This window comes from Cytobacillus sp. Bac17, assembly GCF_024519925.1.
GTDB classification, from domain to species: Bacteria; Bacillota; Bacilli; order Bacillales; family Cytobacillaceae; genus Cytobacillus; species Cytobacillus pseudoceanisediminis.
On record NZ_JALJRC010000012.1, the window covers coordinates 58,514 to 81,727 of the forward strand.

General features: G+C 42.1%; 23 protein-coding genes. 4 read left to right on the forward strand and 19 right to left on the reverse strand.

Features of this window, described 5'->3' with window-relative positions:
- Positions 1-127: 127 nt before the first annotated feature.
- From NR125_RS15340 to NR125_RS15350, 3 genes are all read right to left on the reverse strand, one after another.
- A complete protein-coding gene (locus NR125_RS15340; RefSeq protein ID WP_009333252.1) occupies positions 128-1,447 on the reverse strand; it encodes a CBS domain-containing protein in 1,320 nt (439 codons plus the stop codon).
- Positions 1,448-1,760: 313 nt separating this feature from the next.
- A complete protein-coding gene (locus NR125_RS15345) occupies positions 1,761-2,009 on the reverse strand; it encodes a hypothetical protein (protein ID WP_034296652.1) in 249 nt (82 codons plus the stop codon).
- 302 nt (positions 2,010-2,311) lie between these two features.
- Positions 2,312-2,992, reverse strand: a complete 681-nt coding sequence (locus NR125_RS15350; RefSeq protein WP_256815624.1) for a metal-dependent hydrolase — start codon at positions 2,990-2,992, stop codon at positions 2,312-2,314.
- Between the two features lie 161 nt (positions 2,993-3,153).
- Here NR125_RS15350 and NR125_RS15355 point away from each other — a divergent pair, with 161 nt between their 5' ends.
- The gene (locus tag NR125_RS15355) at positions 3,154-4,251 is read left to right on the forward strand and encodes a M24 family metallopeptidase (protein WP_256815625.1); all 1,098 of its coding nucleotides are present in this window, start codon (positions 3,154-3,156) and stop codon (positions 4,249-4,251) included.
- Positions 4,252-4,383: 132 nt separating this feature from the next.
- Here NR125_RS15355 and ald read toward each other — a convergent pair whose 3' ends face one another.
- Both ald and NR125_RS15365 read right to left on the reverse strand, forming a co-directional pair.
- Positions 4,384-5,505: an alanine dehydrogenase gene (gene ald / locus NR125_RS15360; protein WP_256815627.1), complete on the reverse strand. Its 1,122-nt coding sequence runs from the start codon at positions 5,503-5,505 to the stop codon at positions 4,384-4,386.
- A 157-nt stretch (positions 5,506-5,662) separates the two neighbouring features.
- Positions 5,663-5,830: a hypothetical protein gene (locus NR125_RS15365; protein ID WP_009333262.1), complete on the reverse strand. Its 168-nt coding sequence runs from the start codon at positions 5,828-5,830 to the stop codon at positions 5,663-5,665.
- Positions 5,831-5,939: 109 nt separating this feature from the next.
- Here NR125_RS15365 and NR125_RS15370 point away from each other — a divergent pair, with 109 nt between their 5' ends.
- Complete coding sequence (locus NR125_RS15370) at positions 5,940-6,395, forward strand: universal stress protein (protein ID WP_009333264.1); 456 nt, start codon at positions 5,940-5,942, stop codon at positions 6,393-6,395.
- A 39-nt stretch (positions 6,396-6,434) separates the two neighbouring features.
- Here the strand turns inward: NR125_RS15370 and argH are convergent, their stop codons facing one another.
- The 3 genes from argH to pbp4b all read right to left on the reverse strand — a co-directional run bounded on the left by argH (position 6,435) and on the right by pbp4b (position 10,615).
- Positions 6,435-7,829, reverse strand: a complete 1,395-nt coding sequence (argH, locus tag NR125_RS15375; protein ID WP_009333266.1) for an argininosuccinate lyase — start codon at positions 7,827-7,829, stop codon at positions 6,435-6,437.
- Positions 7,826-9,034 (reverse strand): argininosuccinate synthase, encoded by a 1,209-nt coding sequence (locus tag NR125_RS15380; RefSeq protein WP_009333268.1) that lies wholly within the window; start codon positions 9,032-9,034, stop codon positions 7,826-7,828. The genes argH and NR125_RS15380 overlap by 4 nt, the downstream gene beginning before the upstream one ends.
- 189 nt (positions 9,035-9,223) lie before the next feature.
- Complete coding sequence (gene pbp4b, locus NR125_RS15385) at positions 9,224-10,615, reverse strand: penicillin binding protein PBP4B (protein ID WP_256815628.1); 1,392 nt, start codon at positions 10,613-10,615, stop codon at positions 9,224-9,226.
- A gap of 241 nt (positions 10,616-10,856) precedes the next feature.
- On the opposite strand from pbp4b, the gene NR125_RS15390 reads away from it, so the two are divergent.
- Positions 10,857-11,171 carry a hypothetical protein gene (locus NR125_RS15390; RefSeq protein ID WP_009333272.1) on the forward strand — a complete coding sequence of 105 codons (315 nt, stop codon included), beginning with the start codon at positions 10,857-10,859 and terminating at the stop codon, positions 11,169-11,171.
- A gap of 237 nt (positions 11,172-11,408) precedes the next feature.
- On the opposite strand, the gene NR125_RS15395 is transcribed toward NR125_RS15390, so the two are convergent.
- The 9 genes from NR125_RS15395 to sppA all read right to left on the reverse strand — a co-directional run bounded on the left by NR125_RS15395 (position 11,409) and on the right by sppA (position 19,275).
- Complete coding sequence (locus tag NR125_RS15395) at positions 11,409-11,921, reverse strand: MogA/MoaB family molybdenum cofactor biosynthesis protein (protein ID WP_256815630.1); 513 nt, start codon at positions 11,919-11,921, stop codon at positions 11,409-11,411.
- 41 nt (positions 11,922-11,962) lie between these two features.
- The gene (locus tag NR125_RS15400; protein ID WP_009333276.1) at positions 11,963-12,802 is read right to left on the reverse strand and encodes an EcsC family protein; all 840 of its coding nucleotides are present in this window, start codon (positions 12,800-12,802) and stop codon (positions 11,963-11,965) included.
- A 138-nt stretch (positions 12,803-12,940) separates the two neighbouring features.
- On the reverse strand, positions 12,941-14,128 hold the full coding sequence (locus tag NR125_RS15405) for an acetate kinase (protein ID WP_009333278.1): 1,188 nt from the start codon (positions 14,126-14,128) through the stop codon (positions 12,941-12,943).
- Positions 14,129-14,658: 530 nt separating this feature from the next.
- A complete protein-coding gene (locus NR125_RS15410) occupies positions 14,659-15,642 on the reverse strand; it encodes a class I SAM-dependent methyltransferase (protein ID WP_256815631.1) in 984 nt (327 codons plus the stop codon).
- Between the two features lie 129 nt (positions 15,643-15,771).
- Positions 15,772-16,272, reverse strand: coding sequence for a thiol peroxidase (gene tpx, locus NR125_RS15415; RefSeq protein ID WP_009333282.1), 501 nt, complete (start codon positions 16,270-16,272; stop codon positions 15,772-15,774).
- A 127-nt stretch (positions 16,273-16,399) separates the two neighbouring features.
- The gene (ytfJ, locus tag NR125_RS15420; protein ID WP_009333284.1) at positions 16,400-16,864 is read right to left on the reverse strand and encodes a GerW family sporulation protein; all 465 of its coding nucleotides are present in this window, start codon (positions 16,862-16,864) and stop codon (positions 16,400-16,402) included.
- Between the two features lie 17 nt (positions 16,865-16,881).
- Positions 16,882-17,577 (reverse strand): DUF2953 domain-containing protein, encoded by a 696-nt coding sequence (locus NR125_RS15425; protein WP_009333286.1) that lies wholly within the window; start codon positions 17,575-17,577, stop codon positions 16,882-16,884.
- A gap of 84 nt (positions 17,578-17,661) precedes the next feature.
- Positions 17,662-18,249, reverse strand: coding sequence for an RDD family protein (locus NR125_RS15430; RefSeq protein WP_009333288.1), 588 nt, complete (start codon positions 18,247-18,249; stop codon positions 17,662-17,664).
- Between the two features lie 15 nt (positions 18,250-18,264).
- Positions 18,265-19,275, reverse strand: coding sequence for a signal peptide peptidase SppA (gene sppA / locus NR125_RS15435; protein ID WP_009333290.1), 1,011 nt, complete (start codon positions 19,273-19,275; stop codon positions 18,265-18,267).
- A gap of 258 nt (positions 19,276-19,533) precedes the next feature.
- Here sppA and NR125_RS15440 point away from each other — a divergent pair, with 258 nt between their 5' ends.
- Entirely contained in the window at positions 19,534-20,334 is an 801-nt protein-coding gene (locus tag NR125_RS15440; RefSeq protein WP_009333292.1) for an NAD kinase, read from the forward strand.
- Between the two features lie 140 nt (positions 20,335-20,474).
- Here the strand turns inward: NR125_RS15440 and rarD are convergent, their stop codons facing one another.
- Positions 20,475-21,407 carry an EamA family transporter RarD gene (rarD, locus tag NR125_RS15445; RefSeq protein WP_026041818.1) on the reverse strand — a complete coding sequence of 311 codons (933 nt, stop codon included), beginning with the start codon at positions 21,405-21,407 and terminating at the stop codon, positions 20,475-20,477.
- A gap of 129 nt (positions 21,408-21,536) precedes the next feature.
- Positions 21,537-23,132 carry an amidohydrolase gene (locus NR125_RS15450; protein WP_256815632.1) on the reverse strand — a complete coding sequence of 532 codons (1,596 nt, stop codon included), beginning with the start codon at positions 23,130-23,132 and terminating at the stop codon, positions 21,537-21,539.
- Positions 23,133-23,214 lie beyond the last annotated feature (82 nt).

The following is a 23,214-nucleotide window of genomic DNA, read 5'->3' on the forward strand; positions in this document are numbered from 1 at the left end:
AGTCCCTCAGGACAAGGAAGTCTTCGTCATCATAAACATCGCACGACCGAAAGCGGCAGCTTTTGGGAGGACGTGGCGTTCTTGGTCTGCGTTCCTTTGTGGGCAAGGTGCTTTTGCTATTCTGGTATTAATGTCTGTCAATTAGCTGGCACATCATCATTGCCTTGCCTACAAGGACGCCTTCGTTAAAAACTTCCACATCCACTTTTCCGAACTTCCGTCCTACTTCCAATACTTTTGGATAGATTTCAAGCATACTGTCGATTTGAACAGGCTTAATAAAGTAGACCGTCATATTTTCAACTACGAGATCACCTTTTTTATAGCTTCTTAACACTCTGTTTGCAGCTTCCGAAACAATGGTTGTAAAGACCCCATAGGATATCGTTCCAAGGTGGTTGGTCATCTGCGGAGTAACCTCACAGCGATATACGTCATCCCCTTTTGTTTTTCCCCGAGTCATAACCAGCTGGTTGGTGACTATATCGTCAATTGTTTCACCTACCTGCGGCTGCCTTTGGATCATCTGCAGCGCCTTCAGCACATCCTGACGGCTAACAATCCCTTCAAGTTTATTGGCTTCATCTACCACAGGAAGCAATTCAATCCCTTCCCATACCATCATATGCGAGGAAGAGGCAACGCTCGTTTTTCCGCCAACCGTCATAGGGTTTTTGGTCATAATTTTTTCAATAAGCGTTTCTTTATCATGTCCCATAATATCCTTGGAAGTGACAACTCCCTGCACTTTTAGATTACTGTCGACAACTGGGAATCGGCTATGGCCGGTTTCTCGATTGTACGTTAGCCAATCTGCAATTGTATCGGTTGTTTTCAGGAAAATCGCTTCTTTCAGAGGAGTCAGGATATCTTCAACAAGTACAATCTCCTTTTTGATAAGCTGGTCATAGATAGCCCGATTGATCATAGTTGCAACTGTGAAGGTGTCATAGCTGCTTGAGATCACAGGAAGCTGCAGGTCGTCAGCAAGTTTTTTGACATGGTCTTCTGTATCAAAGCCCCCAGTAATTAACACAGCAGCCCCAGCCTTCAATGCCAATTCGTGTGCCTGGGTCCGGTTTCCGACAATCAGCAGGTTTCCGGCATCCGTGTATCTCATCATCGCTTCAAGCTTCATCGCTCCAATAACAAACTTGTTCAGTGTTTTATGAAGACCGGCTCTTCCTCCGAGTACCTGGCCGTCAACGATATTAACAACTTCGGCAAAAGTAAGCTTCTCAATATTTTCTTTCTTTTTCCGCTCGATTCTTATTGTCCCAACACGTTCTATTGTACTGACATATCCCTTATTTTCAGCATCCTTAATTGCTCTGTAAGCAGTCCCTTCACTCACAGCGAGCGCCTTGGCGATCTGTCTGACCGATATTTTTTCTCCAATTGGCAGTTCATCAATGTAATGTAATATTTGCTCATGCTTAGTAGCCAAGACTTTCACCCTCTACAAATTATTCCTTATTTTTCATTATAAGGGTAAAGAGGCCTTGATACAATTGACTTCGGCAATCTTAAATTATCGCAGTCTAATGGGCAGTATAACCCCCACTTCAAGACTCAGAGCAATCAAGAAGATAGGTAGGGGTCAAACTGCCCATAAAGGCCCGATAGAAGAACAAAGACTAAGAACGCCACGTCCTCCCAAAAGCTGCCGCTTTCGGTCGTGCGATGCTCATGCTGACGAAGCCTCCTTGTCCTGTGGTCCTCAACTAACAACAGTGAGGGACATTGATTGAAGTTTCACTTTATCTGCCAAAGGAACGCACCCGCTTCCTTTCTGCCATTTTGCGCACCTGCTTTCCCGAAGCATCCGCTTTTTTCGGGGCAAACAACAATGCAGTCAGGTTTCCGGCAATGACAAAAAGGGCAAGGGCCAGCCAGCTGATGGCAAAGATCCCTTCAGTCCCTCCATTAAACACACCCATTCTAGGAGCGGCATAATAAAGCAGCAATCCGCACAGCAGCAAACATAGCAAATATCGATTTTTATTCAATTTAGCTTCCTCCTTTATCCTATCCTCCCTAAAATGTATGCGGACAGGCTGGGAAAATGAGTGGTTTTTAAAGAAAAGCGGCAGCGCCTTGCCCACCCCCGACAAGCATAAGACGAGCCCTGCAAGAAGGTGTTCTTTCCTTCTGGAAGGGATTTGACTAGTCTTTTGTCCCCAGGAGCCGCAACTAGACAGGCTTGTGACCTCGAGGGGATAGGCTGCTTGCGCTAGACAGTTATCTAACTTCAGGATTTATACATTCCTCATTAACAAACGCAGCCTCCATCGGAAGCTGCGTTTTTATATTATAATTCGATTGATTCTCCTGCTTCCAGCACCTGCCCGACTCCTGTTTCCAGCATGCTGATGAATTTATGCGGATCCTGCCTGATTGGCGGGAACGTGTTGAAGTGAATCGGAACCACCTTTTTGGCGCCAAGAAGTTCTGCTGCGTATGCTGCATCATCCGGACCCATAGTGAAATTGTCCCCGATCGGCAGAAATGCCAAATCTATCGGATGCCGGTCGCCAATTAACTTCATGTCAGAGAAAAGCCCTGTATCCCCTGCATGGTAAATCGTTTTTCCTTCTAAAGTGATGAGAACACCGGCTGGCATTCCCAAATAGATGATTTCCTGATTCTCTGTCTCGAGGCCAGTTCCATGAAATGCTTGTGTCAGCTTCACTCTTCCGAAGTCAAAATCATATCCGCCCCCGATCGACATTCCATGCGCGTTAACTCCCTGCCAGCCCAGATAGGTGGCAAGCTCAAAGTTGGCAATGACAAGAGAGTCATTGCGCTTTGCCAGTTCAATCGTGTCCCCAAGATGGTCACCATGTCCATGGGTGACAATGATGACGTCTGGCTTCTGGTCCTCCGCTTTTAAGTCTGTCAAATCATTCCCGTTAATAAAAGGATCTATTAAGATGGTTTTTCCCTGTGATTCGATCTTCACTATGGCATGGCCATGAAATGATACTTTCAATTTTATGCTCCTCTCTAATTTTAGGTTATGTAAGTTACTTCAACGAAAAACAAGTTATTCCTGCTTTCTTTTAATATATACCCGATTGGCAATCTTTAAAAAGTTTACATTTTCTTATTTAGTTGCTACTCTCAAAGTATAAGTAAATAAGGAGGTTCACTATGAATAATAGATTGCAGAAACTATCTCAGTGGATGAAGGAAAATGATATCCAGGTCACCTTTGTAACATCACCGGATAATGTTTTTTATTTAAGCGGCTTTTTAAGCGACCCACATGAACGCTTGCTTGGGCTGGCTGTTTTCCAGGAAGAAGAGCCTTTCCTTGTATGTCCGGCCATGGAAAAAGAAGATGCCAAGAAAGCAGGCTGGAGCCATGAACTTATTGGCTACAGCGATATTCAGAACCCTTGGGAATTCATCCAGACATCCATACATAAGAGAATTGGGAAGGTAAATAAAGCAGCAATCGAAAAAGAGCATATGAATGTAGAGCGGTATGAAGCCATCTCTGCTCTGTTCAGCGGCGCTTCATTCGCTTCGGCAGAAGAAAAGCTTCGCCAGCTTCGGATGGTTAAAGATGAAAAAGAATTGGAAATCATTCGCGAAGCATGTGCACTGGCCGATTTTGCGATTGAAACAGGCTGTGCCGAGATCCAGGAAGGAAAAACTGAACTGGATGTTCTAGCTGCTGTAGAATATGCGTTAAAGAAAAAAGGCGTTAACGAAATGTCTTTCTCTACCATGGTCCTGACGGGGGCTAACGGGGCTTCTCCTCATGGCACACCAGGAATGACGAAGATTCAAAAAGGGGATTTAGTCCTATTTGACCTCGGAGTTGTCTGGAATGGCTACTGCTCAGATATTACTAGAACTGTAGCTTACGGTGATATTAATGATAAACAAAAAGAAATTTATGATACCGTCTTAAAAGCTCAGCTTGCAGCTGTTGAAGCGAGCAAGCCGGGAGTCACTTGTGCAGATATTGACCTGACAGCTAGAAACCTGATAGCAGAAGCCGGCTACGGCGAATATTTCCCGCATCGATTGGGCCACGGACTAGGTGTGAGCGTTCATGAATATCCTTCACTAACAGAAACAAACTCACTTTTGCTTGAAGAAGGAATGGTTTTCACCATCGAGCCGGGAATCTATGTCCCAGGCGTTGCCGGAGTGCGGATTGAAGATGACCTTGCTGTAACAGCAGACGGAGTTGAAATTTTAACCAAGTTCCCGAAAGAGCTTCAGGTTATTAAATAAACATTAGAAAAAATTCCACAAAAAAATCCGGAGCTATTCAGCTCCGGATTTTTTTTGAAATAAGTGTATAAATTCTGAATTGAGATAAGTGTCAAGCTCCAGGCGCCGATAAGCGGATACCTGGAGCTTTTCCTATTGCTGTTCCAATTGCGTACTCGTATCTGAATAGTCAAGGCTATGGGCCTCTGCTACCGCTTTGTAAGTCACATAGCCATTTAATGTATTAACTCCCTTTAATAAAGCCTCATTATCCAGACATGCCTGCTTGTAGCCTTTATTCGCAATTTGAACTGCATAAGGCACCGTCACGTTGGTCAATGCAAGAGTGGATGTTCTGGGAACTGCTCCAGGCATATTAGCTACCGCATAATGAACTACGCCATGCTTTTCATATGTGGGATTATCATGGGTCGTAATTCGATCAGTTGTTTCGAATATTCCACCCTGATCGATCGCAATGTCCACAATTACAGAGCCCGGGTTCATCGTTTTAATCATATCCTCTGTGACAAGCTTTGGTGCTTTTGCTCCCGGAATAAGTACGGCTCCAATTACGAGATCTGAATCCTTAACAGCTTCAGCGATATTGTAAGGGTTAGAGATAAGCGTTGTTACTTCTTTTCCGAAGATATCATCCAGCTGCCGAAGGCGGTCGGGATTCAAGTCAATCATTGTTACCTTTGCCCCAAGGCCTATTGCCATTTTTGCCGCATTGGTTCCAGCAACCCCGCCGCCGATTATGGTAACATTTCCACGCTGTACACCTGGTACCCCCGATAGCAGGATTCCTTTCCCTCCATGTATTTTTTCTAAAAATTGGGCTCCTACCTGAGCTGCCATTCTTCCGGCAACTTCACTCATTGGAGTCAATAGAGGCAAAGTCCGGTTGGGAAGCTGGACTGTTTCATAAGCGATGCCCGCTACTTTCTTATCAATTAAAGCACTTGTCAAATCAGGTTCAGCAGCCAAATGCAGATATGTAAAGAGAATTAACCCTTCCCGAAAATATACATATTCGCCTTGTATCGGCTCTTTTACCTTCATGACCATATCCATTGACCATGCCTCTTCTGCAGTTTGAACAATATGTGCACCAGCACCTATATAGTCGTTATCCGAAAAACCGGAACCTGTCCCGGCATCCGCTTCGATATAGACTTCATGTCCAAATTGAATGAGATTTATAACCCCAGCAGGGGTCATCGCAACCCTGTTTTCATTGTTTTTTACTTCCTTTGGAACTCCGATACGCATGCTGCATACCTCCGTAATTTAAGTGAAATACCTATTAACTTTATATGGCTATTTGACGGAAAAGTATACAAAACCTTTGCCCATTTTTACTTTTTCCGGCATTCTTAATTCTCAGCTAAAAAGCTCTCATGATTTATGAGAGCTTTGCTTCTTTTTCTTATCGGAGATGGCCTTCATTCCGTTCGTGAGCTTTCATGTCAAACTCGGCATTCGGCTGATCAATAACACCGCTGTTATAGGCATTCATAATTTGTTCGCTAACTTCATTTGTCCCCTGCTCATCAAAAAAATATGCGGATCCTGCTTGTGGTTCTCGCTTTTCCATCCTCATCTGCTCCTTTAATATATTTTTATCAGCCTTACTATTGTTCGATTTTTTGTTACAGATATTCAGATTTTACAGCTGTATAATATAGGTAAAGGAGGAGATACAAATGGGCATGAAGTATAAAAACATATTAGTCGCTGTAGATGGGTCAACGGAAGCAGAATGGGCTTTTAAAAAAGCAATTGAAATTGCGAAGCGCAATAATGCTTCTCTTGTCTTGGCACATATCATTGATACCCGCACTTTTGCTACTGTTGAAGCCTATGACCGCACAATAGCTGAAAGGGCTGACCTTTTCGCAACTGAATTAATGGAAAAATACAAAAGAACAGCAATGGATGCAGGCATCGATAATGTAACATATGAAGTCGATTATGGTTCCCCAAAAGTGAAAATTCCAAAGGATATTGCCAGAAAGCACAGCGTCGACCTGATCATTTGCGGTGCAACAGGCATGAACGCAGTTGAACGTTTCATCATCGGCAGTGTATCTGAACATATTACCCGCTATGCCCGCTGTGATGTCCTCGTTGTCAGAACGGATAAAGAAGATGAAGAATAGAAAAAAATGGCGCTGCCTTCCGCAGCGCCATTTTTTCATTTATTTATTGACAAACTCTTTAATGCCGAGAGATTCCTTCGCTTTATCAATTGCGATGCTTACTTGTTTGAATCCTGTTCCGCCTGCACTATTTCTTCTTTTGACAGCTGTATAAGGATTCAGCACTTCATAAATATCTTCATCGAACAATGAATGGGCGTTCTTGAAATCAACAAGCGGCAAATCTCCAAGGAAGCATCCCTTTTGGACACAGACAAGAACAAGTTTCCCGACAATTTCATGTGCTTCTCTGAATGGAATGCCTTTATCAGATAGATAATCCGCCAATTCAGTAGCGTTGGAAAAATCATTTTTAGTCGCTTTTTCCATTTGCTCTGTTTTAACCTTCATGGTGCGGATCATCCCTGCAAAGATTTTCAGTGAACCTGTGACTGTCTTTACAGTGTCAAACATCCCTTCCTTATCTTCCTGCATATCTTTATTATAGGCTAGCGGCAGGCCCTTCAGTACTGTCAGCAGCCCCATAAGGTTACCGTATACACGTCCGGTTTTACCGCGGATGAGTTCCGCCATATCCGGATTCTTCTTCTGCGGCATAATACTGCTGCCAGTTGCGAAGCTGTCGTCCAGTTCAATGAATTGAAACTCCTGGCTTGACCAAAGGATGAATTCTTCACTTAAACGAGACAGATGCATCATCAGGATTGAGCTTGAGGATAAAAACTCAAGAATAAAGTCTCTGTCACTGACCGCATCCAGGCTGTTCTCATAGATGCCTTCAAAGCCCAGAAGTTCAGCTGTATACTCACGGTCAATCGGGAAAGTGGTGCCAGCCAGAGCCCCTGCTCCAAGAGGAGATAAGTTTATTCTCTTTAAGCTTTCAGAAAAACGCTCTTTGTCCCTCTCAAGCATCCAGAAATAGGCCATTAAATGGTGGCCGAAGGAGATCGGCTGTGCCCGCTGCAGATGAGTATAGCCCGGCATGATAGTTTCCACATTATTTTCAGCCTGGATGATTAACTCTTCCTGCATTTCCTGAATCAATTCAACAATCTGCTCCACCTGCTTTCGCAAGTATAAATGCATATCTGTTGCCACCTGGTCATTTCGGCTTCTTGCGGTATGAAGTTTACCTCCGACAGGCCCAGACAGTTCGGTCAAATGACTCTCAAGATTTAAATGGATATCTTCAAGCTTTACTGAGTAAGCCAGTTCACCCTTAGCAGCTTTCTCTTTAAGCTGCTGAAGGCCTGTTTTGATTTTTTGAGCTTCGTCCTCTGTGATGATTCCTGTTTTAGAAAGCATGGCAACATGGGCCATGCTCCCTTCGATATCTTCCATAACCAATTCCTGGTCAAATGAAATTGACGCTCCGAACTCATCTACCCATTCTTCAGCAGATTTTGTGAATCTGCCTCCCCATAACTTTTTCACACTGTCACCTTCTTGCTGTTTTGAACAATGCTCTGCACCTTTGTCGGCAATCCCCAAAGCTTAATAAAGCCTACTGCCGCATTATGGTCAAATTCATCATCAGAAGTATAAGTTGCTAACTTTTCATCGTATAGGGAATAAGGAGATTTTCTTCCTTCAACAATCGCATGGCCTTTAAACAGCTTCACTCTCACTGTTCCTGTAACAAAGGTTTGTGTCTCTTTCAGGAAAGCCGTTAAAGCATTGTTAAGCTGCGAGAACCACAATCCCTCGTATATAAGCTCAGCCACTTTTTTCTCAATAACCGGTTTAAAGTGGGCCAATTCTTTTACCATCGTTAAATCCTCAAGCTCTTTATGTGCTTTAAGGAGTGTCATTGCTCCCGGACACTCGTAAACTTCACGGGATTTGATTCCGACAAGACGATTTTCCACATGATCGATACGCCCAACTCCATGCTTGCCTGCAACCTCATTCAGTTCGGCAATAAGCTCGGAAAGCTTCATACTTTTGCCATTCAAGCTGACTGGAACACCCTTTTCAAAACCGATTTCAACCGTATCAGGTGTATCAGGTGCTTTTTCAAGAGAAACAGTAAGATCGTATGCATCTTCCGGAGGAGCTGCCCATGGATCTTCCAAGACTCCGCACTCATTGCTTCTGCCCCATAAGTTTTGATCAATGCTGTACGGAGAATCCAGATTAATTGGGATGGGGATATTGTTTTGTTTTGCATATTCAATTTCTTCCTCACGTGACCAGCTCCACTCACGAACCGGAGCCAGCACTTGAAGATCAGGGTTAAGGGCCTGAATTGCCACTTCAAAACGAACCTGGTCATTTCCTTTGCCGGTACATCCATGCGCGACTGCTACTGCACCTTCTTTTTCTGCTACTTCAACAAGCTTTTTGGCGATCAGCGGGCGTGAAAGTGCAGAGACTAATGGATACTTATTTTCATATAAGGCATGTGCCTGCAGCGCTATTAATGCATATTCATTAGCAAATTCCTCTTTTGCATCAATCACATAAGATTGGACAGCTCCCACAGTTAAAGCTTTTTTCTGGATAAAGTTCAGATCTTTCCCTTCACCAACGTCTAGGCAGCAGGCAACAACAGCATAACCTTGATCCTGCAGCCATTTAACCGCAACTGATGTATCCAATCCGCCTGAGTATGCAAGAACAACTTTATTTTGTGACATTTATATTTCCTCCTTAGATTGTTCGTATAAATATACAACTAAATTATGTTTTTATTCATTTATTATTCTCTTACTTTAACAACCTTTTCTTTAAAAATCAATACTTATTCTAAAAAATGTATAAAAATAAATAAAATTTTCCCAACAAAAAAGACAAAAGCCCCGTTTTGGCTTTTGCCCTGTAATAGTTTAGTCATTTAATGCTTCATAAACCGCTGAAATTACACTTCCATATTGACTGATGCTGTATGTGTCACCTTGAAACTTATGCGGATCTTTTAATGGATCGATGACTGGAGAATGTTTTTTATTTGTCAGGAGAGCGATAGCTAAATTATTTTCCCTGTCTATCACCGTTACCGTTCCTGTCCAGCCAGTATGTCCAAAAACTTTTTTCCCGGCATACTGGCTGAACATCCACTCCATACTTGAATCTCCGTTCAAACGCCATCCTAACCCATATGTAGGGTTCATATCATATGGTTCTACAAACTCATCAATTGTGCGTTTATCAAATAACTTTACATTTCCATAGCCTCCATCATTAAGCATCACCTGCATCAGGACAGCAAGATCTGAAGTTGTGGAAAAGAGGCCAGCATGCCCGGATATTCCATCCATTGAATAAAAAGACTTCTCATCATGAACCTCTCCCTGGAGAGTATAGGTCCGGATATTAGGGAAGGAAATGATCCCATCCCTGGTGTTGCCGTGTAATTCAGTTGCAGCGAAATCCTTTTCTTTGAAACCCTTGCGGAGCGGATTAAATAAAGTATGCTTTAACCCTAAGGGCTTATAGATATGATTCTCAGTATAATGGTCCAGCTGCATTCCCGTTATTTTTTCAATAATAAATCCCAGCAGCATATAGTCAATGTCACTGTAAACCTGTTTGGTGCCAGGTTCATACTGAAGGGGAGTTTTTAAAATCATGGAAAGCGTTTTACTGCGTTCCTGGGAATACAATTCTCCCGCCCTTTCAGGGATATGATAATGGATGCTTGAAGGAAATCCGGCAGTATGATGAAGCAAGTCGATTATCCGGAGTTCACCTTTCCCTTTTATTTCATCGTCCGCTGAATCTTTAAATGCAGGAAAATAATGCTGAATTTTTTCTTCAAGATTGATCTTACCTTCACTGACAAGATGCTGCAGTGAAAAGTTAACGGCATACATTTTCGTGTTTGATGCTAAGTCAAACATGGTTTTTGTCTTCATTTTCTGCGGGTGAGTTAATGGATCAGTTTTATCAAATATTTTGGCTGAACCATATGCGGAGTTTTTAACAATCTTTCCATCTTTAATTACGACTAAAGCTGCTCCTGGAAAACCATTTTCTATTTCTCCCTCGATCAGCTTATCAACCTCTTTGAGCCTTTTGGAAGAAAAGCCTGCATCCTCGGGGCGCTTTGCTTTTGACAAGGTTGGATATTCTAATGGTTTTTTATGTTTAAAGACTTGCTCTTCTGAACTGCTGCTATCTGTTGTGCCCAATTCCACTCCTAAGGCTGCAATGGGATAAGGCAAAAGCAAACTCAACACCAGGCCTAAAACTGTTAAGCGTGTTATAAACCTTTTCATATTCTCCCCCCTTTAAAATAATTAAATATTCTTAATAGTAAATATACTATTCGATTTCTATTAAATCTGCAAACCAATCCCATAGCCTTTCTATTAAATCAGTACTTGTCAACCAAGTTCATTTATTTTCACATTAGTCCCATAGTAGTATCTGCAAAAAAGATTGAATACTAAAACATCCATGCACCATAAACACCTTTATAGTAAAATAAAAACAAGATTATCGTTTGGGGGATTCATAATGGAAGAGCATTTTTCACATAATCGCCGTCTTGGCATTCCTATACCGGCCTTTGATCGGGATTGGGATGAATATTCACCAAAAACACAGCAGATGATCCTGTTTCAGTGGGAAAAAATAAGAGGCAGGATTCCTGACCGCATCGCAGAGCTTGAAGCGGATATCAACAGGAAACAGGCTGAGCTATCAGATGAGGGCAATTTCGAAAGATCATGCAGACTTAACAGTGAAATTTCAGAACTGGCATCAGTCATAAATGATCTGTGGCTATGGTATCGGACGAATCAGGATATTACAGGGAAAATGCATTCATAATAGAAAAGCGGAAGCGCCTTGCCCAGAAAGAAATGCAGACTAAGAACGCCACGTCCTCTCAAAAGCCGCCGCTTTCGGTCGCGATGTTTTTGCTGCCGAAGCCTTTCGAAGCCTTCCTTGTCCTGCGTCAATTCGAGGGGGGAGGGCTGCTTACGCTAGACGGTTCTCAAAGTTCAAAATGATACTTCCTTCTCTTTTCAAAAAAACCTTTCCGCGGCGGAAAGGTTTTTTTGCCCTTTATAAATCTTTCCTTAGTTCCCTGACGATATGCCCGAGTTCAGGCAAAATCAGCTTATTCATCGCAAGGCGAACTGCCCCTGATGATCCTGGTGTTGAGAAAACTGCTTTATTTTGAACTGTGCCTGCAGCAGCCCGTGAAAGAATGGCCGCAGACCCGATATCTTCCGTATAGCTTAGCATTCTGAACAATTCGCCGAATCCGTCCATTTCTTTATCAAATAATTGTCTTACTGTCTCAATAGTCACGTCCCTTAACGCAATTCCAGTGCCTCCATTTGTAAGTACAGCATCAATGGAGGGGTTTTCACAACCTTTTAATACGGCCTGGCGAATGAGACTTCCTTCATCCTTGACGATTTCATAGTCAGATATGACATGTCCTGCCTCTTCCAGCAGGCGGATCATCAGCTTTCCGCTTTTATCAGTTTCTTTATCTCTCGTATCACTCACGGTGACCACTTTGCATCTAACTTCTTTTGGCGCTTCTTTTTTATGCTCGAATGTACTCATTTGGCATCACCTTTGCTTATAAATCATAGTTATCCGGGAGTTTACTGCTGATTGTTTTTTCTATGCAAATATCTCATTTGATAATATTTATGAGCGAAATCTGTTACTTTTCTTGTCAGCTGATAATTGGTCCCGGCTCCAATGGCCATGCTGATGAAAGGAATTCCTTGAACGGATTTTCTCCGAAAAAAGTAAATAGCCATCGCTTTAAAAAGCTGCTTCATTGGCTGCTCAACCCAGGTTATATCAGTCAATTCTTCTTTTCCCTCATAAAAATAGAATTCTTCCTGATTCTTCAGCTCGTTCTTTAATTCTTCCCAAGCACTGCCCTGCATGCGCGGCGGCAGTGTGGCTGCGTGAAAAACCTTAAGAGAGCTCATCATTTCGAATGGAGTATTGACTTCAAAACCATAGGTCATGGCAATCAGCTGGACGGCACGAAGATTAATAACCGCCATAGCAGGAATATCTGTACCCAGCATGAGTGAGCTGCCTGAACCTGCAATGCCGCCTTGCGCAAAAGAATAAAGACGATGCCGGGCAATCTGCTGCTGAGCTATGTATTGAAGCTGGTCGATAGTCAATTGCTTAAGGTCTTCAATCGTTTCAATATCAGAATGAAAAACACGGCCTGCTGTCAAAATGCGCTCTTTCGCATCCATTTGAAGCTGTGAGCCTTGAATAAGCGCATGAAGATGAAACAGCCAGCTATCCATTGCTGAAAAAAATTGCTGCTGAACTTCTTCAGGCAATAGTGAGAAAGACCTTTCCAATGATTTATCATAAACCATTTCCAAATCATTGGGCTCATAATTTAACAGCTTGTTCTCCCACTCCTGAATACCGGTCAAAACACTTTCTTCCCGTTCGTTCAATGGCATCGCAATTCCTCCCAAAACATTTTTTTCTTGGACTCAGTATAGCATAAGCAGATGATGAATTCTCCTTCCGCCTGGCGGGGACTAAATTTCGATAAAAACAAAAAGACAAGAGCATTAGCCCTTGCCTTGTTATGAATGTTATTTAGACAATCTCAAAACATCACGTGCAATCATGACTTCCTCATTTGTCGGGATAATCATGACTTTAACTGGTGAATGAGGGTAGTTAATGAATGCTTCTTCACCGCGTACTTTATTTAATGCAGGATCCCAGTATACGCCCATGAATTCCAGCCCCTGAAGAACACGATCACGGATGACATCACTATTCTCACCGATTCCAGCTGTGAAGATGATCGCATCTACGCCATACATGCGGGATGCATAGGATCCGATATATTTATGGATTCTGTTTGCGAATACTTCAAGAGCCAATTCAGCTCTTTCATTTCCTTCAACAGCTTGAACTTCAATATCGCGGAGATCACTGGAGAATCCGGAAACACCCAGCATACCGCTCTTTTTATTTAGAACGTCAAGAACTTCATCTGCATTCTTACCCGTCTTTTCCATAATGAATGGAATAAGTGCAGGGTCAATGTTACCTGAGCGCGTACCCATTGTAACACCCGCTAACGGAGTGAACCCCATGGAGGTATCGATTGACTTTCCGCCTTCAATAGCTGTAATACTCGCTCCATTCCCTAAATGGCAGGAGATGAGGCGAAGCTGTTCAAGCGGACGGCCAAGCATTTCTGCAGCACGCTCTGATACATATTTATGTGAAGTGCCATGGAATCCATACTTGCGGATGCCATACTTTTCATAATACTCATATGGCAGACTATATAGGAATGAGCTTTCAGGCATCGTCTGATGAAATGCTGTATCAAATACCGCCACTGCAGGCACATTTGGAAGAACCTGCTGGAATGCCTTAATTCCCGTAATATTAGCCGGGTTATGAAGGGGTGCAAGTTCAGAAAGTTCATCTATTTTCGCAAGCACTTCATCCGTAATGACTACAGAATCGTTGAATGCCTCACCGCCGTGTACTACACGATGGCCAATTCCTTCGATCTCATCAAGAGATTTAATAATCCCAAGATTTGTTAATTTATCAAGCAGGATTTTAACCGCAACTGCATGATCAGGTATATCCGTTACTTCCTTGATTTTTTCTCCATTCACAGAGATATTGAAGACTGCATTATCCAGCCCAATACGCTCGATTAATCCTTTGGTAATAACCTCTTCACTCGGCATGTCAAATAATTGAAATTTTAACGAAGAACTGCCGGCATTGATTGCTATGATTTTTGCCATAAAGCTACCGCTCCTTTAGAAGATGTTCAAAGGGACTTCATTGTCTCTCCAAACCCATACTTTTATATAACAATGTGTGATACGACACAAAAAATAATACAACTTTATTCTGTGCATCGGCCACAATTAATATCTCTCAATTTCCCATTTAAACACTGTAAGCAATACATTTCAAGAAGCACCTTGCAATGGTATCGTTTTCATGATAAATTAAATATTTTCTGATACTTCCCTATATTTAAAGAAAAAGCGGCAGCGCCTTGCCCACCCCGGACATGCACAAGACGTGCCTCTCGGAAAGGCGTCCTTTGCCTTTTTGTGAGGATTCCCCCGAAATGTGGAGGAAACTGCCCAGGGACGATAGGCATATGACGGTTGCTGTAAGAAAGGCGCTCTTCCTTCTGAAAGGAAACGGCTTGTGACCTCGAGGGGTAGGCTGCTTGCGCTAGACAGTTATCAATGTGTAAAAATTATACTTTCCATACATTTAAAAAGAAGCCGGCAAATGCACGGCTTCTTTTCGTTTATCCTTATTTGCTTTCTTTAAACCAGACATCAATTTTCTTGAGAATTTTTTCAGCTTCTGCTGTTTTGGACAAGCTGGGCAAGTTGACCAGCAGAGCCTGCTTAGGTGGAGTGACTCCACCCCCTTTTTTCTGAAGGATAAATATGCTTTTGGCAGCTTTTTCATTTTTGAACATGGTAAGCGGCAGCTGGACCAAACCTTGAATATAGGCAGTTTCCTTAATGAATTCATGCAGCTTTGGTGCCTGTTCACTTTCAAACAGCCCATTTGGAATGATGAAAAATAAATAACCTCCAGATTTCACATGATTCATGCTCTGCTCAATAAATAAGTGATGGGAATAGGAATGTCCCTCATCTGCTTTTAACTTATACTCAGCTGAACGGACATCATTCGGATAATAGCCAATAGGCAGATCACTCACTACAGCATCAGCAGCTTCTATAAACAGGGGCTCAAGGCTATCCTGGTTAAAAAATTGAATGGGATGCTCCTGTAAATTGGCATTTATATAAGCAAGCTTAATTAATAAGTCGTCAATCTCAATCCCAGTTGCCTCAACCGTTTTATCCTTTTGGTGATTCATTACAGTTGTCAATAAATTTCCTGTTCCTACTGCAGGATCCAGCAGTCGGAAACTTTTTTCCTGAATGAATTTTTCGACTAGATACCCCATTAGCATGCCCACTGCATCAGGAGTCATTTGATGATTAGGCTGTACATTTTCTTTCATGCCTTTTAATATGGCAAGCTGAAAGGATTTTCTAATCTCTTCTTTTGAATAGCTGCTTAAGTTAATTGATTCATAACTCTTCCTAAGCCTCTTTACTGTTAATTCGCTTAGCTCATCCTGAAGAATGCTTTCATGGAATAAATTCTCTCCTGTTTCTGCAAGAGCTTCAAGGTATGTAGAATGCAGTTCTTCCTGCATAATCGTAGCCGTTTCATTTAAAATGGTAAATAAATCCTCAACCGGAGTTATTTTCACAGCTTATTCCTCCCGTCCTTATTCTTTTTCCTATTTTAACGGGCTTTTGTTTCATTCACAAGTTTGGTGCTGAAGGGAAGTAAAAAAATAAAGCCCCGGACCAAATCCGGAGCCTTCAATATTCTATGATTATTTCGCCTGCTTAGCAGCTTCCACGGCCGCTTCATAGTTTGGATGATCTGTTGCTTCACTTACATATTCCGCATATGTAACTGTGTCATTTGAATCGACAACAAAAACGGCACGAGCCAATAGGCGAAGTTCCTGGATGGCAACCCCATAAGCTTCTCCGAAAGAAAGGTCACGGTGATCAGAAACGGTTTGAACATTTTCAATGCCTGCTGCTGCACACCAGCGTTTTTGAGCAAATGGAAGATCCACACTTACAGTAAGAATCTTAACATTGTCAAGCTTGGAAGCTTCTTCGTTAAAACGGCGTGTCTGTGCATCACAAACTCCCGTGTCAATAGAAGGAACTACGCTGATTAGACGCACCTGCCCTTTTGAATCAGCAAGTGTTACTTCAGAAAGATCATTTGCCAGCACCTTGAATTCAGGAGCTTTATCTCCAACTTTTACTTCATTGCCCAGCAATGTTACAGGATTTCCTTTGAACGTAATAGATGCCATTTAAATCGTCCTCCTTAATCACTTATGTACAGTGTAAATCATATCTTTTCAGAATCTTTTTTGCAATTATTAAGGATACATTCCAAGAAAAAAGTTAACTCTCCCTGGGAAAGTTAACTTCCTTCTCTTAAATATCAAGGTCTTGTTTCTTGCCGCTGTACTCATCATTGTTTTGACTCTGAGGCTGGCTTTGCTGATTGCCGGTTCCTCCGTCTTTCTTGTTGAACATTTGCTGAATTTTATCGACGGCCTGTGGAGCAAGGTCAAGAATTTTCTCATATAAATGAGTGCTTTCATCCAGATGAACCATTTTCACCCCTTGAGAATTGACAATCAAAAAGGCGATTGGAGTGATGGAGACACCGCCGCCGCTTCCGCCGCCAAACGGGTGGCCCTTTTCCTCGCCTGATTGTCCATCAAGCATGAATTCGCTTCCTCCTGCGGCAAAACCAAAGCCGACCTTTGAAACGGTTAAAATTACACTTCCATCAGGGGTTTCTACTGGATCCCCAATTATGGTGTTAACATCAATCATCTCTTTCAGGTTTTCCATGGCAGTAGTCATAAGACCTTGAATAGGATGGTCAGACATTCATTGCTCCTCCTTTTTTAGACAGTTTTAGTACCATCATCAGATAAGGCAGAAAGCGGCTTTGTCCTGAAGTCGGGCCGTCCGCCTTTCCAATATTTGATCAGTTTAATTCCTGCTAACATAGCATGCCCGACACGAAAATGAATCATACATGAAATGGCTGTTTGTGAAACGGAAAATTGGAAATGGGGAGTTACAGTGATGCTGGGAGGCGTTTTCAGCTTCATATAATGACTTATTAATCCAAGAATGCTCCCTTTTATCGCCCAGAGAGCTCCAGTTAGCATTCCCGTATGGGCTGCATCCCCAAGGCCAGCAAATGTATGCCATTCAAGATTCCGGATAGTCACACGCTTTAGAAATTTCCGTATTATTTTGTGAATAGACACGATATGATTTATTATTGATTTCGTATCATGCAAACTATTAATAAGATCTTTTGCGGAGAATTGCTTTGTATCCTGTTTAGGAGCATCCTCCTGTGGTCCAGCAGCTGTCTTTTCATTAACAACAAGAGTTGGCGAGTTATCATCAAGTTTTATTAGAGGGACTTCTATTTTGTATCTGATTAGGCCGAACCAGGCTTTAAATTGGATTTTTAAATGGTCATTATCATTACCATGGTAAAAATGAATATATATCTTTAGTTTTGTTGCCATGATTAGAATTAAAAGAAGTATGAGGGCAATTACGGCAATCAGAAGCCACTTCACTTTTTTCACACCCTTTCAGCATTGTATTATGCCCAACTGAAAAAAAATAAACCTGCCACCAAGCGGTGACAGGCTTCCTTTTTTTCAATTATAGACTTGTTCTTTTTGCCTTTCATGAACTACAGAGGTTTCTGCAAAAAGGTCATGCAGCCCCTGCTTCTTCGGCAGGAATGCTACAATCACATACCCGACAAAAATGGTCGCTGATATAAAGCGGCCGATCCATTCACGGAACAAAATTGTGCTCCATGTCAGTTTCTCTCCTTTAAGATTTACTACCTTTAAACCAAATACCATTTTACCGAGTGTCTGGCCAAAAAACTTTGTCATCAGCACAAAATAGGCATAAAACGTAATGGCAGTAGCTATCGAAATCGGAGCAAACAAATTGCTTTCATGCAGAGGAATATCCAGCGCCCTAAAAATTGGATTAATCAATATCCGGTCAACACTGCCAACCACAATTAAATCTAAAAGATAAGCCCAAAATCTCATCCAAAACCCGGCAAACCTGATTGGTTCCCCAGTTTTCTGAATGGGGAGGGTTTCTGCTTGTGTAATCGTTTCGTTAACAGCAGGAGCTGCTTCATCAGGGGATGACTCATTCCTGCCTTCACCCTGCAATGATACAGGACGGGCAAGCTCTCTTTCATTCTGTTCATTTGAAGTCATTTTCTCTCCCCCTCCCTATTCAGCATAAAGATACATTAAACGCGGTGAGTTTGGCTGAGATAACAATTTCATCATCCCTGCCATTTCCAGGTCATCCCCCATGATTTTTCGCGCTCCCATGCTGAACATGGAGCCGAACCCAAAATTCTCAGTGTACTCAACAACCTGGGCACCATCTAATTTATGGTCTTTCTTTAATTGTTCAATTACATCATCGGCATAGCCAAAACCGTCGATTAGATTTAGTTCTTTCGCCTGCCGTCCGTCATAAATACGGCCATCAGCAATTTCCTTCACCTGTGCCTCAGTTAGTCCGCGTCCTTCCGAGATGACTTTAACAAACCCTGCATATGAATTATCAATCATGGATTGAAGGATTTTTCTTTCCTCATCTGTCATATCTCTGGTAGGGCTCATAATATCTTTATACGGCCCGCTCTTAATCGTTACAAACTCGACACCATATTTTTCAGCAAGCCCTGCATAATTATAGCCCTGCATGATAACACCCAGCGAACCGGTCATTGTCTCAGGGCTCGCAAATATCTTGTCAGCCGGAGCGGATATATAATAGCCTCCGGATGCAGCCATGGACCCCATTGATATGTATACCGGCTTCTTTGTTTCTTTTTGAATTTCAATAATCTTATCATGTATTTCGGCGCTTTCCACTACTCCTCCGCCTGGAGAATTAACCTTAATGACAATCGCCTTTACTGTGCCGTCTTCTTTCACATATTCAAGATTATCCATGAATCCTTTGTGATTATATCCCGGGCTTGCAAATAAAGAAGCTGCATCTCCAGTATCCTGAATCACTCCATTTACATCAAGCACGGCTATCTTTTTCTGTGCATTTCCCTCTTCAATGACTTCTTCCAAAAATGCTTCATTGCTTCCTGCAAACAGTTCATTTACCGAGCTTTCAAAATCTGTAAATGCAAATGCAGTTACAAAGTTCAGCACAACAGAAAAAACAAACAGACCTGCTGCTATTCCCAGTGCAGCCCAACGTTTTCCATTCATTGTGAAATCCTCCTTTTAATATGCTTTCTCCTTACATAACCAGCCGCCTTGTGCCTTGTTTGACCGATTATGATTCCCAGAAAACCTATTCGTCACATATTCTTCATACGTATAAACTTTTAAAATGTTTCAAAAAAAGGTAAACTGAACTCAGGCAACCATAATCATAGCAAAATATGAATTATTTGGGAAAGAAAATCCCCAAGGACATTTCCCCCTGGAATTCCACAACCTTTATTACTGTTTGGAGGAATGAATATGCCTGAAAGACGCAATATATACTTTTATCACAAAAAAGATGAAGCAACGATGGAGAAAGTAGCACCGCTTTATAGCCTGGCTGAAGAGCATGCCTTTACCATCGTTAATGACTTCAAACAAGCCAATATCATTGTAAGCATCGGGGGAGACGGAACGTTTTTGCAGGCAGTTCGTAAAACTGGCTATAGGGATGATTGTTTGTATGCCGGGATTTCAACGACTGGCAGCCTGAGCCTGTACTGTGATTTCCATCTCGATGATACCGCGAAAATGGTAGAGGCAATGACAAATGAACAAGTAGAAGTAAGACGCTATCCCACTATAGATGTTACGGTTGATGACCAGACATCGTTTCAGTGCTTAAATGAATTCAGCATCCGTTCTGCCATCATTAAAACTTTTGTAATCGATGTCTTTATCGATGATTTTCATTTTGAAACGTTCCGCGGGGACGGAATGATTGTTGCCACCCCAACTGGAAGCACGGCTTATAATAAATCTGTAAATGGAGCTGTTGTTGACCCGCTGCTTCCCTGCATGCAGGTGAGCGAACTCGCTTCACTGAATAATAATCGCTATCGCACGCTCGGATCTTCCTTTATCCTGAGCGGAAACAGAAAGCTGACCCTAAAGGTGGTTCAAGATGGCAACGACCACCCTACAATGGGAATGGACAACGAAGCCCTCAGCATTCAGCATGTAGAAAAGATTGATATTAAACTTAGCGACAAAATCATTAAAACCGTAAAACTGAAAGACAATTCCTTTTGGGAAAAGGTTAAGAGGACATTTTTATAAGAAAAGCGGAAGGGCCTTTCCCACCCCAGGCACCTCGAGGGGGGGTAGGCTGCTTGCGCTAGACAGCCTGGCGTTCAAAACTTTATACTTTCTAATTTTTATAAAAAAAGAGTTTCGCAAGATGGTGCGAAACTCTTTTTCTATATGCCAATACCTTTTCCGCGTTTTAGTTTTGTTTCCCAATGGGCAAAGAGTTTTGTTCTTGAAACAGAGTAAATCGTTAAGGCCAGCCAAATAAACATAAAGGAAAGCAAGTGAAGCTTTGTAAAGTGTTCATGATAAACGAAGATCCCCAGAATCAATGTAATTGTCGGCGCAATATACTGCAGAAACCCAAGCATGGACATCGGTATCTTTTGTGCCCCTTTGGCAAAGTACAATAGCGGTACTGCTGTGGCTGCGCCTGCTCCTATAAGGAGCAAGTCGGAGCTTAGCGAAACATGCAGGAATGCCTGTTTGCCATCCATGAAAAGAATAATCATATAAATAAATGCTATCGGGGTCACTACAAGTGTTTCAAGCGTTAACCCAACTGCTGAATCCACCTTTATAAGCTTTTTGGCAAGCCCATAAAGACCAAAGGATAAAGCAAGGACAATGGCTATCCAGGGAAACCGCCCATAGCTGACAGTCAAAATCAAAACCCCTGCAAACGCAAATCCAAAAGATAAATATTGCGCAGTTGATAATTTCTCTTTAAAAACCACCATTCCCAGAATCACACTTACGAGCGGGTTAATATAATAGCCAAGACTAGCCTCAATCATCTGATCGTTATTGACCGCCCAAATATATAAAAACCAGTTGGTGCTGATCAGAATGGAGGCAATTATAAGGGCGTAGAGCTGCTTTCTATTTGTTTTAAATCCTTTCATTGTTGCAGCAAAATCATTCCATTTCTTTGATGCCAGCAAAATCATCAGCATAAAGAAAAATGACCAAAAAATCCTGTTTGCCAAAATCTCATCTGCTTGGACGTGATCTAAAAACTTCCAATAAACCGGGAGAATGCCCCATAAAAAGTAAGCAAACCCTGCGTATAGAGCTCCCGTTTGCACTTCATTATTTTTCATTGCCATTTCCTCAATTCTTTCTAGTATCGAAATATTTATATTATAAATCTGCGATAAAAATGTTTGCAATCATTTTTTCTGCTAAAACGAGTGCCAGGCACCTGCTGAATAGGTGCCTGGCACTTTCACTTATGCTTCGTATACTATTATTCCGTCAATAACGGTTTTGTTAACTGAAATGGCAGCAATTTGCCCTATTGGCATTTTAAAGATATCTTCATTTAATATTGTGAAATCTGCCAGATATCCTTCTTTTATAATACCTCTATCATTTTCATGGGATGCAGCATATGCACTGCCTTTTGTGAATAAGCTTACTGCTTCATAAACAGTTAACGCTTCACTTGGATAATAGACTGTATTATGCGGATCATCTATATTTGTTCTTGTAACAGCCGCATGAATTCCAAGGAACGGATTGGCCGGTTCAATCGGTGCATCAGAACCTCCTGCACAATGTATCCCTTCTTTCAGAAGTGTCTTCCATGCATAACAGTACTCCATATGTTCTTCACCAATCCGGTCAATCACCCATGGAAAATCAGAAGCTGTAAATCTTGGCTGGATATCAATAATTAAAGGCAGTTTTTTAGCCCTGTCTATAAGTTCTTTGCGCAAAATTTGTGCATGAATCAGCCTGTCTCGCCCCAAACCTTCCAGTGGATGCTTTTCTATCGCATTTAATGCCATTTCAAATGCCAAATCCCCAATCGTATGGACGGCAACCGGCAATTCATTCTTGCGGGCTTTCTCCACTAATTCATCAAGCTGCTCCTGTGAATAAATGGCAACTCCCGAAGTGGATGGGTCATCTGCATACGGATGACTTAATAAAGCTGTTCTTCCGCCCAGGGCTCCATCGGCGAATATCTTCATAGCTCCAAACTCTATATGGTTACTTCCCTCTAAATAGCCTCCGCCGGATTCCTTCATTTCATCCGCAACTCCATGATGAACAAGCAGATGTGCACGGAAAGATAGACCATCCGCCTCTATTACCTGCTTGAAAGCCTGATAAGTTTGGCTGAATCCTCCGTAATAATTGAGATCCTCAGTATGTCCTCCTGTCAGCCCAAGCCTATAGGCATCTTTAATGGCAGCATGAAGCGCCTTCTTTAAATAGCTTTCTGATACAGCCGGCATCACATTAAATAAAAGCTCCTGGGCCTGGTCTTTCAAAAGTCCATTTAGTTTCCCAGATTCATCTTTATCGATTACTCCTCCTGGAGGACATTCTGTATCTGCAGTAATGTTTGCTTTTTCTAATCCAAGGGAGTTCACTGCAAGGGCATGTCTGCACACACGTTTCAGCATGACAGGATGCTTTGGAACAAATTGATCAAGTTCTGAGGCATAAATAGGTTCCGGCTGATCCCATAAATTTTCATTCCAGCCTTCCCCAATGACCCACTCTCCCTCTTCTATGGTCTCTGAAAATTCCTTTACAGCCATAAGAACTTCATGCTTTGATGTGTGCTTAGATAAGTCGAGCCTTATTAACCTTTCACCATGCCCGATTAGATGCATATGGCTATCCACAAATCCCGGCAGCATAGTGCTTCCCTGCAGATCTATCTCATTTTGAATCTCTTCTTTATATTTGCTTTTTAAATCTCTCAACGCGCCAATTTCAATAATTTGGCTTCCTTCTGTAAAAACGGCCTCTATCTGATGACCTTCCTGCTGAAGGGTATAAATCGAGCCCCCATGCCAAAGCGTTCCCATAAATCTTTTCTCCTTTAATAGAGTGAAACTTCAATCAGCGGGGATCTTTTTTCCACTGATTGTTAGTTGAGGCCCACAGGAA